The organism is Nocardioides yefusunii (genome assembly GCF_004014875.1).
Taxonomy (GTDB): domain Bacteria; phylum Actinomycetota; class Actinomycetes; order Propionibacteriales; family Nocardioidaceae; genus Nocardioides; species Nocardioides yefusunii.
This window is the reverse complement of record NZ_CP034929.1, coordinates 495,631-512,372: the sequence shown is the minus strand read 5'-3', so window position 1 is coordinate 512,372 and position 16,742 is coordinate 495,631. Positions and strand designations below refer to the sequence as shown.

Annotated in this window: 14 protein-coding genes; 7 read left to right on the top strand and 7 right to left on the bottom strand. The window is 65.2% G+C overall.

Going from position 1 to position 16,742, the window contains the following annotated elements; translation table 11 throughout:
* Nucleotides 1–59: 59 nt before the first annotated feature.
* The 7 genes from EOV43_RS02210 to EOV43_RS15300 all read left to right on the top strand — a co-directional run bounded on the left by EOV43_RS02210 (nucleotide 60) and on the right by EOV43_RS15300 (nucleotide 8,200).
* Nucleotides 60–887, top strand: coding sequence for a LicD family protein (locus EOV43_RS02210; RefSeq protein ID WP_128219481.1), 828 nt, complete (start codon nucleotides 60–62; stop codon nucleotides 885–887).
* Nucleotides 884–1,309, top strand: a complete 426-nt coding sequence (locus tag EOV43_RS02205; protein WP_128219480.1) for an FAD synthase family protein — start codon at nucleotides 884–886, stop codon at nucleotides 1,307–1,309. The genes EOV43_RS02210 and EOV43_RS02205 overlap by 4 nt, the downstream gene beginning before the upstream one ends.
* 51 nt (nucleotides 1,310–1,360) lie before the next feature.
* Entirely contained in the window at nucleotides 1,361–3,250 is a 1,890-nt protein-coding gene (gene cysC, locus EOV43_RS02200) for an adenylyl-sulfate kinase (RefSeq protein WP_128219479.1), read from the top strand.
* Nucleotides 3,251–3,376: 126 nt separating this feature from the next.
* Nucleotides 3,377–4,288: a sulfate adenylyltransferase subunit CysD gene (gene cysD / locus EOV43_RS02195; RefSeq protein ID WP_128219478.1), complete on the top strand. Its 912-nt coding sequence runs from the start codon at nucleotides 3,377–3,379 to the stop codon at nucleotides 4,286–4,288.
* A gap of 74 nt (nucleotides 4,289–4,362) precedes the next feature.
* The gene (locus EOV43_RS02190) at nucleotides 4,363–5,619 is read left to right on the top strand and encodes a sulfate adenylyltransferase subunit 1 (protein ID WP_206611436.1); all 1,257 of its coding nucleotides are present in this window, start codon (nucleotides 4,363–4,365) and stop codon (nucleotides 5,617–5,619) included.
* A 55-nt stretch (nucleotides 5,620–5,674) separates the two neighbouring features.
* A complete protein-coding gene (locus EOV43_RS02185) occupies nucleotides 5,675–6,667 on the top strand; it encodes a polysaccharide pyruvyl transferase family protein (protein ID WP_128219476.1) in 993 nt (330 codons plus the stop codon).
* 540 nt (nucleotides 6,668–7,207) lie between these two features.
* Nucleotides 7,208–8,200, top strand: coding sequence for an MATE family efflux transporter (locus EOV43_RS15300; RefSeq protein ID WP_164878630.1), 993 nt, complete (start codon nucleotides 7,208–7,210; stop codon nucleotides 8,198–8,200).
* A 45-nt stretch (nucleotides 8,201–8,245) separates the two neighbouring features.
* Here the strand turns inward: EOV43_RS15300 and EOV43_RS02175 are convergent, their stop codons facing one another.
* The 7 genes from EOV43_RS02175 to EOV43_RS02145 form a co-directional block, all read right to left on the bottom strand.
* On the bottom strand, nucleotides 8,246–9,517 hold the full coding sequence (locus EOV43_RS02175) for an oligosaccharide repeat unit polymerase (RefSeq protein WP_164878629.1): 1,272 nt from the start codon (nucleotides 9,515–9,517) through the stop codon (nucleotides 8,246–8,248).
* 269 nt (nucleotides 9,518–9,786) lie between these two features.
* Complete coding sequence (locus EOV43_RS02170; RefSeq protein ID WP_128219473.1) at nucleotides 9,787–11,241, bottom strand: oligosaccharide repeat unit polymerase; 1,455 nt, start codon at nucleotides 11,239–11,241, stop codon at nucleotides 9,787–9,789.
* Between the two features lie 318 nt (nucleotides 11,242–11,559).
* Nucleotides 11,560–12,675: a non-hydrolyzing UDP-N-acetylglucosamine 2-epimerase gene (gene wecB / locus EOV43_RS02165; RefSeq protein ID WP_128219472.1), complete on the bottom strand. Its 1,116-nt coding sequence runs from the start codon at nucleotides 12,673–12,675 to the stop codon at nucleotides 11,560–11,562.
* Entirely contained in the window at nucleotides 12,672–13,601 is a 930-nt protein-coding gene (locus EOV43_RS02160) for a dTDP-4-dehydrorhamnose reductase family protein (RefSeq protein WP_206611372.1), read from the bottom strand. Before EOV43_RS02160 ends, wecB begins: the two co-directional genes overlap by 4 nt.
* Before the next feature lie 32 nt (nucleotides 13,602–13,633).
* Nucleotides 13,634–14,866 (bottom strand): glycosyltransferase family 4 protein, encoded by a 1,233-nt coding sequence (locus EOV43_RS02155; RefSeq protein WP_164878628.1) that lies wholly within the window; start codon nucleotides 14,864–14,866, stop codon nucleotides 13,634–13,636.
* Nucleotides 14,863–15,780 (bottom strand): NAD-dependent epimerase/dehydratase family protein, encoded by a 918-nt coding sequence (locus EOV43_RS02150; RefSeq protein WP_164878627.1) that lies wholly within the window; start codon nucleotides 15,778–15,780, stop codon nucleotides 14,863–14,865. Before EOV43_RS02150 ends, EOV43_RS02155 begins: the two co-directional genes overlap by 4 nt.
* Entirely contained in the window at nucleotides 15,777–16,742 is a 966-nt protein-coding gene (locus EOV43_RS02145; protein WP_128219469.1) for an MraY family glycosyltransferase, read from the bottom strand. The genes EOV43_RS02150 and EOV43_RS02145 overlap by 4 nt, the downstream gene beginning before the upstream one ends.

The following is a 16,742-nucleotide window of genomic DNA, read 5'->3' as shown; positions in this document are numbered from 1 at the left end:
TGGCCTCGCCTATTCTCTGGGCACCACCAAGGCCTACCGCGTGAATCTAGGGTGAACTCATGGCATCGATGTCCGCGGACGAGGTTCGCTCCGTCCAGATCCAGACCCTTCGCGAAGTTGTCTCCCTGTGCGAGCGATCGGGGATCCGGTACCAACTGACGTACGGAACGCTGCTGGGCGCCGCTCGTCACGCAGGATTCATCCCTTGGGACGACGACATCGACGTGATGATGCCCCGCTCCGACTACACCCGATTCCTTACCGAAGCGGCCACGCACCTTCCCCAGTTCCAGATCGGCCGCCCCGGTGACGCCTGGCCGTTCGGCTTCGCCAAGATCTGGGACCGCCGCACCCAGGTCGTCGAGGACGCGAACATGTCCTTCACCTCAGGGGTCGGCATTGACATCTGGCCCGTCGACGACGTCGCCTCCAGCGGCTGGCGACGTACGTTCGCCTTCTCGACGTCCCGCGCCCTTCAGGCACTGGAAACGCTGCGCTCTGTCCGCGCCCGACACGACCACAGCCTGCCCAAGCGCCTCGTTCTCGTGGTCTCACAGTTCGCGCTGAACCGCTTGCCGATCTCCGCGATCGGCACCCTGCGCGACCGCCTCGCCCGCAGCGCCGTCAATGGTTCCGGAGACCTCGGTATCTTGGTCGGCAGTTACCCCTGGGCAGTGGACGCCGCGCTCATGGCGACCGGTTCCGGCCTGCCGTTCGAAGAGGAGGGAAGCCTCGCCGTTCCCTCCGGCTGGGACTACGTCCTGACCACCATGTACGGCGATTACATGCAGCTCCCGCCTGCCGACAAGCAGGTCACCCACCACGCCTACACCGCCTACTGGATCCCCGCGGAATCGTCCGCCCCACGACATGAAGGACAAGCATGAGTTCCGTCGACACCCACCCCGAGCGCCGCACGGTCATCACCTTCGGCACCTTCGATGTCTTCCATCTGGGTCACCTCCGCATCCTTGAGCGCGCCGCTGCGCACGGTGATCGACTGGTCGTCGGCGTCTCCTCTGACGCACTCAATATGAAGAAGAAGGGGCGCAACCCGGTTTTCAGTGAGGCCGAGCGCGTGGCGATCCTGAGTGCTATGCGCATGGTCGACACAGTCTTCGTCGAGGAGTCCTTGGAGCTGAAGCGGGACTACATCAAGGAGTTCGGCGCCCACGTGCTCGTCATGGGAGACGACTGGGCCGGGCGCTTCGACGAGTTCAAGGACATCTGCGACGTCGTCTATCTGCCCCGCACGCCGGCCATCTCCACGACAGCCATCATCGAGCACATCTCCGTGATGGAGCAGTAGGCCTCGACGCACACGTCCACCTCACCGTCGTCCGCGTGGGAGAATGCCCGGGTGTCCTCTCCTCTGCCGCAGCACTGCCCGACTCCGCGCGAGCTCGACGACCTCGAGCTCCTGCTGAACGGAGCACTGGCACCGCGCGACCGTTTCGACAGCGGCGACGACGCCGTCATCACCCTCGACCTGCCCCCGGCCCTGCGCGAGCAGGAGGTGGAACTGGTCGACCCCGAAGGCCTCCCGCTGGCCACCGTCGCCCCGGACGGCACCCTGACCGCCCTGGCCACTCCGGCCCACGGCCCCTTCCGACGTCTCCGTCTCTCCCCCGCCGAGGCCCACGCGGCCCACGCAGGACGCAGCTGGATCGCGGTGGACGACGCACTCACCTCGATGCAGATCTCGCGTCTGTCGCAGCGAGGACCGCTGGTGCTGCTCGCGCTGGTCGGCGCCGGCACCCCGAAGCTCTCGCCCGTCAATCTGGTGCGCGCCACGCTCGCTGCTGCCGAGGAACTGCCTGACGCCGTCGTCGTGGTGGTTCCCCTTGCCACCCATCCCGAAGCGGATTCCGACGCCGACGCCACACTCCGCGACCAGGTGGTCGCCACCTACGCAGGTGCCGACCCGCTCTGGCCCCTCCCCGATCACGCCGGGCCTGTCTCCGCCGCCGACCGCCCCGCTGCTGTCGCCGCTGTCGTGGCTCAGGATCGTCCCGCACCGGATCAGCAGGGGGTCGTCGTCTTCTTCACCGGCCTGTCGGGCTCCGGCAAGTCGACGCTGGCCCGAGCCCTCACTGATCTGGTGCTGGAGCAGGGCAAGCGATCGGTGACGTCACTGGACGGCGACGTCGTGCGACGCAACCTGTCGGCCGGCCTGACCTTCTCCCGCGAGGACCGCGAGACCAACATCCGTCATATCGGGTGGGTCGCCGCCGAGATCGCTCGTCATGGCGGGCTCGCGGTGGTCAGCCCGATCGCACCGTTCGCCGCGACGCGCGCCCAAGTGCGGGAGTACGTCGAGGAGGCCGGCGGACGCTTCTTCCTGGTGCACGTCGCCACGCCGCTCGCCGAGTGCGAACGCCGCGACCGCAAGGGCCTGTACGCGAAGGCCCGCGCCGGCGAGATCCCGGAGTTCACCGGCATCTCGTCGCCCTACGAGGCGCCCGACGACGCCGACGTGGTGGTCAACACCGCTGGCCGTTCGGTCGAGGCCGCGCTGGCGGACGTCCTGGCAGCGCTGCGTGCCCAGGGGCTGCTCGACGTCGAGCAGCCCGGCGACCTGCGCGACGCCGACACCACGTCGTTCGCCGCCGTGTCGCCGCGCACCGGCCCGATCCGGACGACCAACGCGCCTGCCACGCGCACCGACATCTTCGCCGGCGCGCCGGCCCGGGTCGCCACGCACGAGCGAGACGAGCGGGACGCGCACCTCGCGGTGGCGTTCGTCTGCACCGCCAACATCTGCCGCTCCCCCTACATGGAGATGCAGGCTCAGCGTCTGGCCGGTTCCCGGATCGAGATCGTCTCGGTGGGCACCGAGGCCGTGGTCGGTCGCCGGATGGACCCCGAGATGGTGCCGTTCGCCCCCAAGCGTGCGGCGGAGCGTTTCCGGAGCAACCCGGTGAGCCGTCAGTTGGTCGAGGCCGCGGATCTCCTGCTGTGTGCCGAGCAGAGCCACATGGACGCCCTGCTGGAGCGCTACCCCGGGGAGTTCCGCAAGATCTTCACGGTGGGCCAGTTCGCCGCGACCGTGCAGGGGGCCTCGCTCACCGGTCGCGCCCTGATCTCCCAGGCCGGCATGTTCCGGGCGCCGCACCTGAGCGAGTACGACATCGCGGACCCGTACAAGAACGGGCCGGAGGCGGCGAAGGCTGCCGTCGAGCAGATCAACGGCTACCTGGACGTCATCATGCCTGCCTTGACGGGACACCGGGACGCGTCGGCGTCCTGAAAAAGAAGCACCTTCAACCATCTGTCCCGACGGGCTGTCCACAGCCTGCGCAAGTCAGAACGCATACGCGGCGACCGGCTTACGATGACGGCTGCCGTATCGCCCTCGAGAGGTCACACAGATCCCATGAGCACACACCCCGACTATCGACTGAGCCAGCTGGACCAGCTCGAGGCGGAGTCGATCCACATCTTCCGTGAGGTGGCTGCGGAGTTCGAGAAGCCGGTGCTGATGTTCTCCGGCGGCAAGGACTCGATCGTCATGCTGCGTCTGGCGGAGAAGGCATTCCACCCGGCGAAGATCCCGTTCCCGATCCTGCAGATCGACAACGGCCTCGACTTCCCCGAGGTGATGGAGACCCGCGACCGTTGGGTGGAGCGCCTGGGCGTGAAGCTGGTGGTCGCCTCGATCGACGACGCGATTGCTCGCGGCATCGTGATCGACGACGGCAAGACCTCGCGCAACCGTCTGCAGACCCCGACGCTGCTCAACGCGATCGAGGAGAACGGTTTCACCGCTGCCTTCGGTGGCGGGCGTCGTGACGAGGAGAAGGCACGCGCCAAGGAGCGCGTCTACTCGCACCGCGACGAGTTCGGGCAGTGGGATCCGAAGAACCAGCGCCCTGAGGTGTGGAGCCTCTACAACGGCCGCCTGCACGAGGGCGAGCACATGCGCATCTTCCCGATCTCCAACTGGACCGAGCTGGACGTGTGGGACTACATCCGCCGCGAGCAGATCGAGATCCCGAACATCTACTTCGCGCACCAGCGCCGCGTCTTCGAGCGTGACGGCATGCTGATGACCGAGACCCCGCTCAACCCGTGCCGGGACGGCGAGGTCGCCTCTGAGCGGACCGTGCGTTTCCGCACCTGTGGCGACATGACGCTGACCGGTTGCGTGGAGTCCACGGCGAGCACTCTGGACGAGATCATCGCCGAGATCTCGGTGGCACGTCTGACCGAGCGTGGCGCGACCCGCGGCGACGACCGGTTCTCGGAGGCCGCCATGGAGGACCGCAAGAAGGAGGGGTACTTCTGATGCGCACCGAGACCCCTGACACCACCACGACTGCGGAGAGCACTGTGACCACCGTGAGCACTGAGCAGAGGCCCATGGACCTGCTGCGTTTCGCGACTGCCGGTTCGGTCGACGACGGCAAGTCGACCCTGATCGGTCGGCTCCTCTACGACTCGAAGTCGATCTTCGCCGACCAGCTCGAGGCCGTGGAGCGCACCTCGGAGCAGAAGGGTCACGACTACGTCGACCTGTCGCTGCTGACCGACGGCCTGCGTTCGGAGCGCGAGCAGGGCATCACGATCGACGTGGCCTACCGCTACTTCGCGACGCCGCACCGCAAGTTCATCATCGCCGACACCCCGGGCCACACGCAGTACACGCGCAACATGGTGACGGGTGCCTCGACAGCTGATCTCGGTCTGGTGCTGGTGGACGCCCGCCACGGCCTGACGGAGCAGTCGCGTCGTCACGCGGTGCTGCTGAGCCTGTTGCGGGTCCCGCACCTGGTGCTGGCGATCAACAAGATGGACCTCGTCGACTGGGACGAGAACGTCTACACCGCCATCAAGGACGAGTTCACCCAGTTCGCCACGAAGCTCAACATCCCTGACCTCGAGGTCATCCCGCTGTCGGCCCTGCAGGGCGACAACGTGGTGAACCGCTCAGCGAACACCCCCTGGTACCAGGGACCGACGCTGATGCACCACCTGGAGCACGTCCACGTCGCGTCTGACCGCGACCTCAAGGACGTCCGCTTCCCGGTGCAGTACGTGATCCGCCCGCACGCCGACACCGACGAGCTGCGTGACTACCGCGGCTACGCCGGCCAGGTGGCTGGTGGCGTGCTCAAGAAGGGCGACGAGGTGATCGTTCTGCCCAGCGGCATGACGTCGACGATCAAGGCGATCGACTTCTTCGGCGAGGAGGTCGACCAGGCGTTCCCGCCGATGAGCGTGACGGTCCGTCTGGACGACGAGGTGGACGTGAGCCGCGGCGACATGATCGCTCGCGTCAACAACGCCCCTTCGGTGGCTCAGGACATCGACGCGATGGTCTGCTGGATGACCACCACTCCCCTGCGTCCGCGCCAGAAGCTGGCGATCAAGCACACCACCCGCACGGGACGTGCTCTGGTGAAGGAGATCCAGTACCGCCTGGACATCAACTCCCTGCACCGCGACCAGGAGACCGGCGAGCTCGCGCTCAACGAGATCGGCCGCGTCAAGCTCCGCACGACGCTGCCGCTCATGGCTGATGAGTACGCCAAGAACCGGACCACGGGATCGTTCATCCTGATTGACGAGGCGACGGGCGTGACGGTGGGCGCTGGCATGATCAACAGCGCGGATTAGGCTCATCGGGAAGTAACTCAAGCCACGCCTTCTGATCGCCACCGTAGGGGACCACATGTCTTTGTCCGGCAAGTCACTGCTCGTCGTCAATGCCGCGAAGTGGCGCCTGAAGCAGCGATTAGACAGCGACCACAAAGCCAAGGTGGCAGCTGTCCGGGCGCTGGGCGGCCAGATCGCAGCAAACCGCTCCACCGAGCACCGGAGCGAGCTCGGCAAGGCGGTGACCGCCAAGTACATGGTCAGTCCTGCGTGGGCAGCGAAGGGCGAGGTCCCGGTGCTGTGGTTCGACCAGGGCGAGAACTACGGTGACATCCTGTCGCCGTGGCTGATCGCACAGATCACCGGACTCCCCGTTCGCTTCGCCGAGCCGACCGAGACCCACCTCGTCGCCGTGGGATCAATTGCCAGCGAGGCATCCTCGTCGTCAATCGTCTGGGGCTCTGGAACCTACGGTACGGAACGCCGTGGCGCGTTCAACAAGAAGGCGGAGTACACAGCCGTTCGAGGCCCCATTACCCGGTCCCGGCTTCTCAACGTGGGCATCAACTGCCCCCGCGTCTACGGAGATCCGGCTCTCCTGACTCCTCTGTACTACTCGCCCGATGTACCCAAGACTCACAAAGTTGGGATCGTCGTGCGGCACACTGAAAGCGTGTGGCAGTCACTCGACGTCGGCGAGGGAATCAAGATTATCGACCTCAAGACCGAGGACGTCGAGGCCACCACGCGCGAGATCCTCTCGTGCGAGAACATCGTCTCTTCGTCACTGCACGGACTTATTCTGGCTGACGCCTATGGGGTCCCCAACGCTTGGCTGGAGTCCGACTCCGCCAAGGGTGGAAGCCGTCCCTTCGGCGGAGAGTTCAAGTTCTACGACTACTTCGCCTCCGTGGACAAACTTCGCCACGCACAGGAGTTGCCCGAGACCGCTCAGACCTTGACGGCTCAGCACCTCCTCGACTCCTTGGAGTTCGACGCCCGTCCCATCTCCTTCGACCCCGAGACCTTGCTGGACGCCTGCCCGTTGCTCGTGAAGTCAAACGGCTAGGCACACGCATTCGAGGTGGCCGCTTCACTGAGGCGGCCACCTCGTTCCGGGTTCCAGCGATTCCCGGGGCGCAACCACTTCCCCAAAACACGCCGATGCCCGCATTGACGCGAACGCCCGGGAACCGCGCTGCCGGATCGGTCGGCCCCACCGGCCACGACACCTGTGCCACTATGGTCGATGGCACAGGCACGAACCTTTGCGAAGCTCGTGCCCCGGCGTTGAGCCTGTTTCGCGCCCCCTCCGGCTCGCGCTCCAGCGCTCGGCACATAGTCAGCACAGCGAGAATCTGAGGCATCCTTGAGCACAACCGGCAGCTCGCGTCGACTGGTCATTTCCATGATGGACCAGGTCGCGTCCAGCGGGAGCAACTTCGTTCTGGTCTTCCTGATCGCCTCGAATTCCTCTCCCATAGACCTCGGTTCCATCCTGATCGCGTACAGCGGTCTCACGATGGCCGTCATCGTAGGACGATCTGCAATCGGCGCAATCCTGGGCATGGACCTGCCCACAGCGGCACCCGATCAGACTCGACGTCTGGTGTCGAACTCCTTGTCAGCGTCATTGGGTCTGGGCGGCCTGATTGCCGTCTCCCTTGCCCTCGCCTCTCAGTTCCCTGGCCTGTCACCCACGGTCTCGCATGTTCTCCTCGTCCTCGGAGTCACGGCTCCGGTGCTGATGACGCAGGACCTGCTGCGCTACGCGGCCATCGCTCAAGCCCGCCCCGGCGCCGCACTGGCCTCGGACGCCTCGTGGGCCTTTATCGTCGCTGGTGGCTGGCTCATGAGCGCCGTCGGCCTGATCTCCCTCTCCCCGACCCAAGGAGCCGTCCTATGGCTCACGGGCGCGATCATCGCCCTTATGGTGCTCGTGGCGATCCTTCGCCCGCCCCGCCTCGCTCCCCTGCGTCAGGCACTCGGCGACTTCCGCGGTGACCCGCGGCGAGGGCATCTCACGCTCGACGCCCTTCTCAGCGGCGCCACGCCACTGGTCAACGCCTCGGCTGCCGGAGCCGTGAGCACCACGCAAGTGGTCGCTGCATCGCGCGGTGCGAGCACCCTCTTCGGACCGCTCAACACACTCACCACGAGTATCACGCTCGCCGTCGTCCCCGAACTCAAGCGACAGGACAAGGCCACAGCGCGTCGCCTCCTACGCATGATGCCCCTGGTTCTCGTCCTGGGAACTTTGGTTTGGGGTGCCGTCCTGTCGATCCTGCCCGACTCCATCGGCACCGCCCTCTTGGGAGAGACCTGGACCTTGGCGGAGCCGCTGCTCTGGGTGGTCACCATCGAGTACGTCGGTCTGGGCCTCCGTGCCGCGGCTGCTGCCGCGCTCCGCGCAGCCAACAGGACCGCCCTCGTTCTCAAGATCCGCATCGGATATGCGGCTGGCCTGTGCATCGCCCCGCCCGCCGCCGCATGGATCTGGCAGAGCGCTACGGCCTTCGTCATGGCAATGGCCGTGTGCGGGGTCGCTGTGGGCGTCGTCGCCCAACTCCTCGCCTCACGCGCCGAGACCCAGAACAACTGAGCCAGTCGTCCCGTCGTTGCCAGCCAGGAACGACGAGCACGACCCCTAACGAACCCGCACCGGACGGCGGTGGACGGACTCCTGTTGCCTGGGGTGCTTGTAGGAGTAGAACGTTCTCGCCATCACCAGCGCGAGGAAGACCAAGATGCTTGGGTACAGGACGCCCTTGATCGAACCCAGCGTGTCCGACCGCCAGGCGAACGGCAGCGTCGCCACGAAGACGAAGTAGACGAGCTGCCGCGAGTACGAAGCATTGAGGTCCGACCGCGAGTACGCCCACGCGGCGAACAACCCGAAAAAGAAGGGGAGTAGGAAGGCGCCGACGGTGCCGAAGTTGAGTACGCCGTCGGCAGGGATCGAGTATCCGTATCCATTGTTCGCATCGACGCGAAAGAGCCGCCGGAACTCCATTGCGCCGGTGTCGTCGGGCGGTCCGAGGAAGAGGTTCACGATTGGACTGGGAGCCTGACGGAGCACGCCCGCCACGATGGTGCTTCCGCCCAAACGTTCCTCGAAGCCAACCGTAACTCCCGTGGTGAAGGCGACCGACCCGGTATCACGCAGGAGCGTCTCGAGTCCGCTGAGTTCATGCTCTCCGCCAGTGGCCTCTGAGCGGTACACCACCACCGAGTATGCGAACCAGATCAGCACCCCCATCCCCATGATCACCGGGAGAAGGCGGCTCTTCGCGTTCTTCTTGCGCACCAGTACTCCGATCACCACCAGGATGATCGCGATGGCAGATCCTCGTCGGCCGTTGAGTCCCAGCAGGGTGACGAGCGTCACAATACCCAGCCAGTCGACGCCCACGAAGAGCCGCTTGCATTGCGATCGCCCCGCAGCGATGAGAAGGACTGCCGCCGGCGCGAACATAAACCCCGCGGCATCAAGACTGTCCATGAGTGAGCGCTGGCCTTGGCCCTCGCCCCGGGTGAGCACGCTGTTCGTCACGAATCCGTAGGCAGCTAGGGCGAGCGGAAGCAGGAAAACCAGACGCCCTGTCAGTGCGAGCGTCGCGCCGTCACGTGCAATCTGTGGTGGGACAGGTCGCCTGAACTGCATGAGTGCGCCCATGGTGAAGCCGGCCACCGCCAGCGCCATAAGCAGAGGCGTCTGCTCGGAGATGACCGTGCGATTCAAGTAGCCGAGGTCGCGTTCGCGCCCGTAGATCCACATCACCGGCGCCAGAGTGGCCACCGCTACATAGATCACCGGGAACACCAGCGGGTGCATCGGGTCGAACGCTCCCTCGAGTCTCCGACTACGACCGATGCCGATCAGGACCGCCACGCCAGCAAAGACGGCCGCTGCCCACATGCTCCCCATACCAATGCCCCCCGGCCTCCCACGGTGGCCATCACTGTCTCCACGCGAGCAGATGTCGCTCGTCCAGGCGCCACGCACAGGCAAGGAGAGCAGGGCGAACGCAGATTCAACAGGACCGGGCGCAAAGTGATGCGCTCTTGTGACAAAGCCCGATGTGAGGCGTGCGTTGCATGCTCAGGCCATAGAGGGTGGAGAGGAGTCTCGGCAGGCGCCGCGGTCCGCCAAGGACGGACATGCTCGCCATGCCCGGGGACACACCCCTACTTCAGAGGTCTCTCACGTACCACACCGAGTCGGACGAGCAGAAGAACAGTCACACACCCTCCCAGACTGAAGGTGAACGATGACATCAAGTCCCCGCGGGAAATGAACATCACGAACCCAATGGCGAACGGATAGACGAAGCCGATGGCGGGGCTGTTGCTGCGCCAGTACGCAGCGTCGACCTTGGTGCACAGCCACGAGACGAACAGTGCACCGAGAACGACTCCAATCCAACCGAAGTTGAGGTGGAATTCCGACATCAGGGGGAAGGAGATGTTGTCGTACGAGAGGTTGAGCGGCTCAGCAACATAGGAGCCAGTTCCAACCGACTTACCGGGCCACAAGCTGCGCGGAACGAAACCCAAGAGCGACGAAATCAACTGCCCGCCACCGTCCGCTCCGTAATGATGCACGAAGACCACAGAGTTGGACACCATGGAGAACGAGTCGTAGTCACCCTTGGACAACTCTGCCTGAATGTCACTCAAGGCAGACGTGTTGGCATTTCCAGAATCCGCAAGACTTCTTGAGTTTCGCAATGATCCCAAAAGAGGGAACAGCATAAAGGTTCCGAATGAGAGGGCGTACATGAGAGTCCAGTGCCGCTTGAAGAACCCCATGTGAATGGCGAGGCCGAGAACGATCGCCGCCGCCCAGAATCGCGGCGTTGCCGTGGGGAAGTTGAGGGCGATCGAAAGCGCTAGGGCGATGATCGCCGTTGCCACGGTACTCGCATTGCGCGATTCCCTAACCCGGGTCAGCGCCGCGACAAAGAAGGCCACCGGGACCGCACGGGCACAGTAGGAGATCAAGAGCTGCAAGCTGCTCGATCCGCTGAGGTTCGAGCGCCCCTCGTTAGCTTGGCTGCGCAGCAGGAGTCCGTCGACACCCAGACGTGACACGAGGTAGCCGAGAGCCACGAAAGACAGCACTGCTAGAACAGCGACTCGCCCCCCAGAGGCGGGAGCCAAAGCTCGGCGGCTGAAACCGTCACCGGGGGCTTCCGAAGGAATGCGCGACAGCCAGAACAACGAGGCGCTGATCCACGTCACCAGCCACAGGTTGACGACAAGCGAGGCATCCAGCATCACCTCGGGCGAGAAGCCCCCCCTAGGCACCCAAGGAAACTTTCCTGACTTCAACTGGGCAAGCGGAGCCAGATAAAGAAAGATGAAACAGAAAATTCCATGGACCAAGCCGATCGAGAATCGGAACTTGCGGCCATTGATCAGAATGAGGGCCGCACTCTGCAGACCGACGAGGCCGAGCGAGACACCTAGCGGAACATTGATCTCCAGGGCGTGACGCAGGCCGCCGGGAATCGCCATGAATGAAATCAGGACCAGGAAGGCAGCAGCCACCAAGGTGAACATCGCAGAGGTTGACGACGCAGCGGCATTTGACTTGCCTGTATGCTCATCCGCCGCGGCAATTTCGCGGACATCGATCATTGCAATTCCGTCTTTCTTGACCTATGGCAAGTCGGGATTACCGAGGCCATGATTGCCCATGTGTCTTTTCGACACCGGCACTGATTGGCGTGTCATTGAAAATTGGATTGTTCATGGATGCCAAGGTAGTCCGATCGCCGGGCCACCCACTACGACGCATCGCAGTTCGTGTGGCGAGGCAACACGAACTGCGATGCAGTGAGCGGAACGCTCCCAGGATCCGAAGAGCTCAGAGCTCCTGTATTGGCCCAATGCTGCCACCCCTCAACACCGAGGACGAGCAGAAAAGCCAGGGCGCTCCACGGGGCAACCTCGGGCTCAGCGTCGGATTCCAGCCCACTGGTGGTGACGGGAAGCCGTCGACAGAATGAAGCGCACAACCCGGTTGCTGGTGTCCTTGACGCGGTACTCGTCAGGCACGGACGTGTAGTTGCTGCCCAGTTCCATGGCCAGACGAACTCCTTGGATCACGTCGTCGCGGACCAACCCAGTCATGATGATGGAGCCGGCATCGAGAGCTTCAGGACGCTCCATCGCATCACGCAGGGTGACCGCCGGGAAACCGAGAATGGCAGCCTCTTCCGAGATGGTCCCGGAGTCCGAGAGAACACAGGCGGCCTTCAACTGCAGCTTGTTGTAGTCGTGGAAGCCGAACGGGTCCATGAAGCGAATGGACTCCTGGCCGGTGTCCACGCCCAACGCCTCCAGGCGCTTGCGCGTCCGCGGATGCGTGCTGACGATCACTGGCAGGCCCCACTTCTCGTGCACGGCATCGAGGCACGAGAGTAGCTCGGTGAGTCGCTCCGGCGAGTCCACGTTCTCCTCGCGGTGAGCACTCACCAGGAAGTAGCCGCGCTCGTCCAACCTCAGACGATCGAGGACGTCCGATGCCTCGATCCGCGGGCGGAACTTCTCCAGAACCTCCCCCATCGGGGACCCGGTGACGGTAACGCGACGTGGGTGAAGGCCCTCAGCCAGCAGGTTCCGGCGTGCGTGCTCCGTGTACGCCAGGTTGAAGTCGGAGATGTGGTCGACCATGCGACGGTTCGTCTCCTCAGGGACGTTCTCGTCGAAGCATCGGTTGCCCGCCTCCATGTGGTATGTCACGATCTTCATCCGCTTGGCGATGACGGTGGCGATGGCCGAGTTGGTGTCACCGAGCACGAGCAGCGCGTCGGGCTTCTCGGCCAGCAGGACCTTCTCCATCTCCATGATCACGCCGCCGAGGACAGATCCAAGCGAACTGGTGTCGACGCCCAAGTAGTGATCGGGCTCGCGCAGGGAGAGGTCCTCAAAGAAGACCTGGTTCAGGTTGCGGTCGTAGTTCTGCCCGGTGTGGACAAGCACGTGGTCGCACAGCCTGTCCAGTTGCTGGATCACCTCGGTCAGACGGATGATCTCGGGTCGAGTTCCGACAACAGTCATCACCTTCATGCGAGTGATTCCTTTCCGGCCGGCAAGCCGTGCCAGCGAATGTGTGCGTCGTGCATCTGGGCAATCATCGTCGGCCAGTCCGGCGGCGCGTAACCGATGGCCTCACGCAGCCGCTCACCGCTCATCGATCGGTCACAGGTGAATTCGTCCTCAGGGACGATCTCGCCCTTCCATCCGTACTCCTGCGCGACCAAACCGAGCAGGTCGTACTTGCTGATCGGCGTGGAGGAGAGCTGGTAAAGGCCAGTGAGATCGTTCGGCAGTGCGTGTTCGGCGACGAACCGGGCGAACTCGAACGTGGTGAGGCCGGAATAGATGGCACCGCGGAACCCCTTGACCACGTTCCCGTCCTGCCCCAGGAACCAGTCAAGCAGGGACCCGTGGCGTGCCACCTCGGGCCCGATGATAGAGGTGCGGAGAGTCAGAGCGTTGTCGTGCACCTCACCGAGCAGTTTGCTCCGGCCATAGAAGTCGGCCGGGTCAGGGAGGTCGCTCTCCTGGTAGCCACCCTTACGGCCGGAGAACACGCAGTCGGTGCTGACGTGAATAAGACGGCCGCCGACTTCATGCACGGTCTCGGCCAAGAGGTGTGGCAGCAACGCGTTGAGGCGTACCGTCATGGACTGGTCTGCGAGCCCCGGGGCCTGCTTGACCATGCCCACAGCGTTGATCACGACGCGCGGCTTGAGTTCCTCGATCAAGGCCACGACTGCAGCGTCGTCAAGGACGTCCAACTCATGGAGGTGGTCGCCGCCGCCCAGTGCGGTCCGGACCGAGTCCGGCACCCGGCTCAGCGTGCGCGCCGTCCCGTGGACGTTTCTCCTAGTCATGCCGGGCAGTTCGTTGGCCAGGGCGGACCCCAGCATCCCGGTGACGCCCAGGACCAACAGGTCCACGTCGCTCCCGAGCACAGTTTCGCTTGCCACTTCCCCTCCTTCTTCCTCCGACTGGCGGAGAGTCATCGCGAGATCTCGGCGAGCGTCGCTTCGACTGCGTCGACGCCGCGCTCCCGCGAAAAGGTCTTCTCGTAGAATCGGCGAGCCGTCTGGCCCCATGTGTCCAGCGTCCCCGAGGAGCCAGCGAGTTCGAGCAGTGCGTCGACGAGACGGTCGTCCTCGTCGGGACCGACGACTACTCCGCCGCCCGAGGAACGGACGACGTCTGCAGCGTCCCCGGAACAGGTCGCGATGATCGGACGTCCGGAAGCCATGATGGACTGGATCTTGCTGGGCATCGTGACACGCAACAGCGGACTGTCGTCGAGCGACACGAGGTGCGCGTCCCCAGCGGCGATGAGATCCCCCATCTCGGACGGTTCCCGCCGACCCATGAAGTGGACGTTCGGCGCCCCGAGTTCGGCCACGAGCGCCTTCAAGTCCTGTTCTGCGATCCCCTGACCCACGAAGACCAGGTGCACGCCGGCATCCGCGGCTGCCGTAGCCGCCCTGACCGCACGGTCGAGACGCTGGACGTGGCCCATCGCTCCTGCGTACATCCAGACCAGCGCCGCGTCCTGCACCTGCGGAGGCAGGAGGGAGCGGTCGGGGTCGCGCGGGTGGTACTGGTCCTCGTCCGCCCACAGCGGCACGTAGGAGACCCGGTCCGCCGACAGCCCCCGATCCAGGAGCAAATCTCGCTGCCCCGGCGAGGTGACTGCCACGTGTGCTGCCGCGTCGTAGCCGCGCTTCACCAGACCCGTGAGCCACTTCTCAACCGGAAGCTTCCCCAGCGGACCGTCCAGCATCCCGCTGTGCAGGACGGAGTCGGGCCACACGTCCATGACGTGGAGCAGGAACGGCACGCCGGCCCTTCCCTTCAAGCGCCGAGCCGCGAGCGGGACCGTGGCCGGGGAGTTGTAGACCCATACGGCGTCGCAGTCCTTGAGGTGGCTGACCACCTGCATGGAGGCGGTCGCCGCGAAGGACAGGTAGTTGCCGGCCCGCCCGACGGCACCGCCGTCATGGCTCGGGTAGAGCGGAACCCGGTTCACGGTGACTCCCGGACTCACCTGCTCTCGCGCCGACCAGGACTGCTTGTAGCCCTCGTAAACCCTGCCGACCGGGTAGTTCGGGAACCCCGTGAGCACCTCGATCTGGTGACCGCGGGTCGCGAGTTCACGCGCGAGGACGCCCGGCACGGCGGCAGGCCCCGGCTCGGGATCGAACCACTGCGTCAGAACTCCGTAGGTCATCGGCTCAGCTTCTTCCATCCCTCGGGCCCCACGGGCGGAGCCCACTTGTCGTCGAGCCATCCCGGAGCCTGTCCCTGTCCGAACCACAACATCTCGAGACGGCGTGCAATTCCAGCGGCACGAGAGGTCAGCGGCTTCAGCGCGTAGCCGAGCCGGACCAGCGCTCTCGCCAACCACTGTGGTACCTGCAGGGGGCGGCGCTGGCCGAGTAGCCTCACCAGTTCCCCTGTCGTCACGCCCTCCCACGGCTGGAGCACGACCCGCGGAGCATCTTCAGCCCGTAGCGCCACGAACACGATCGCATCCGCCACGTTCTCGACCAGCACCTGAGGCGTCGGGAAGTCGCCCGGGGCGGCGACCGAGGCCAACGGGGAAGAACAGAGACGGACCAGGGAGGCCGTGACGCGACGCCCGGCACCCTGCACCGACGTGGGCCTGAAGACGACCGAGCCGTCGGGAACCATCGCTTCGCCCAGTGCCTTGGCCTCGGAGTAAGGGCTGAATGGTTCGACCTCGGTCGTCTCGTCGAGCACCGCACGCCTCCCCTGGACCGCTGCCGAGCTGACGTGAACGAACCCGGTACCGGGTTCGGTGCTCGCAGCGAGCAGACCGGGCAGAAGTGCGTTCGCTCCGAAGAGCACGTCGCCACCGCTGGTGGCATCGGAGAGCCCAGCAGCGTTCACTACCACCGAGCAACCGCGGAGCTCCTCCCGCAGACGCTCACTCTCCGCCCGAAGAGCGGGGGCAGCCATCTCGGCGTGCAGGGCATCCACCTGGCGCGCACTCGTCTCCAGACGGGGTGCCCTGATCGCACGCACCTCGATGCCCCGCTGTTCGAAGGCGGCCAGGACTGCCCTCCCGACGAATCCGGTAGCCCCGACCACTGCGACCGGGGACACGGGCGAGCCAGTCATGCGGCCTGCTTGCGCGCAAGCACGGTGCGCTGCACTAGTTGCGGGCTGGCGAGGTAGAGGACCAGCAGCGCTGCGAGGACGAGAGCGGCCAGAACCGGGTTGCCGTCGACCAGGAGCGCGACCGACACGCACCCTAGCGCAGCGATCGACGCGCTCCACGCTGCGGACACTAGGTGCGACCAACCGAAGCCGAGCAGACGCTGGTACACGTGGTCGCGGTGTGCTTCGGTGAGCGACTTGCCCGCGCGCTTCCGCTTCACCAATACCCATGCCGTGTCGCTCAGGTAGACCCCGAGAGGCGCCACGACGACGAGCGCAGGAACTCCTGCCCCCCAGGCGAAAACGCTGCTGAGAGCGATGAGAGCACCCATGCCGTAACTGCCCACGTCCCCGAGGAAGATCGATCCGCGGGCGTTCCAGAACAGGAAGCCCAGCACGGCCCCGGCCAACGCGGCACCGACGGGACCAACCACGTCGACGTCGTAGCGCGAACCGACCCAGACGAACCAGCCGCCCGCCACTGCTGCGTGCAGCGCCGAGATGCCGTTGACGCCGTCCATGAAGTTGAACGCGTTCACGTACCCGACCGCGGCGATCACGCCGACCAGTGCGACAAGGCCGAAAGCCTTAGCGCCGTCGTCGAGCAAGAAGAACACAGCACAGGCCAGGACGCCCACCTGGGCGACGAGGCGGAACAGCGCCGGTAAGGACCGGACGTCGTCCATCAGCCCCACGCAGGACAGGAGCAGCGACGGTGCGAGCACCCACCACGGGATCGTTCCTGCCAGCGCGAGACCAGTGACCACCGCGAGCATCACCGCGATTCCACCCCCACGGGGGGTCGGCACGACGTGAGACGAACGGCCGTTGGGCACGTCCATCACGCGGGCCTTGTGCAGGACCATGATGAGCGCGCCCGTCACCACCACGGCCACCGCCGCAGCCCCCCAAAAGGCGATCAC

Coding starts and splice junctions, on each gene's coding strand:
- EOV43_RS02190 (WP_206611436.1), top strand. CDS start 4,363: ATGGACCTGCTGCGTTTCGCGACTGCCGGTTCGGTCGACGACGGCAAG.
- EOV43_RS02155 (WP_164878628.1), bottom strand. CDS start 14,866: ATGACCTACGGAGTTCTGACGCAGTGGTTCGATCCCGAGCCGGGGCCT.
- EOV43_RS02210 (WP_128219481.1), top strand. CDS start 60: ATGGCATCGATGTCCGCGGACGAGGTTCGCTCCGTCCAGATCCAGACC.
- wecB (WP_128219472.1), bottom strand. CDS start 12,675: ATGAAGGTGATGACTGTTGTCGGAACTCGACCCGAGATCATCCGTCTG.
- cysD (WP_128219478.1), top strand. CDS start 3,377: ATGAGCACACACCCCGACTATCGACTGAGCCAGCTGGACCAGCTCGAG.
- EOV43_RS02150 (WP_164878627.1), bottom strand. CDS start 15,780: ATGACTGGCTCGCCCGTGTCCCCGGTCGCAGTGGTCGGGGCTACCGGA.
- EOV43_RS02175 (WP_164878629.1), bottom strand. CDS start 9,517: ATGTGGGCAGCGGCCGTCTTTGCTGGCGTGGCGGTCCTGATCGGCATC.
- EOV43_RS02170 (WP_128219473.1), bottom strand. CDS start 11,241: ATGATCGATGTCCGCGAAATTGCCGCGGCGGATGAGCATACAGGCAAG.
- EOV43_RS02205 (WP_128219480.1), top strand. CDS start 884: ATGAGTTCCGTCGACACCCACCCCGAGCGCCGCACGGTCATCACCTTC.
- EOV43_RS02185 (WP_128219476.1), top strand. CDS start 5,675: ATGTCTTTGTCCGGCAAGTCACTGCTCGTCGTCAATGCCGCGAAGTGG.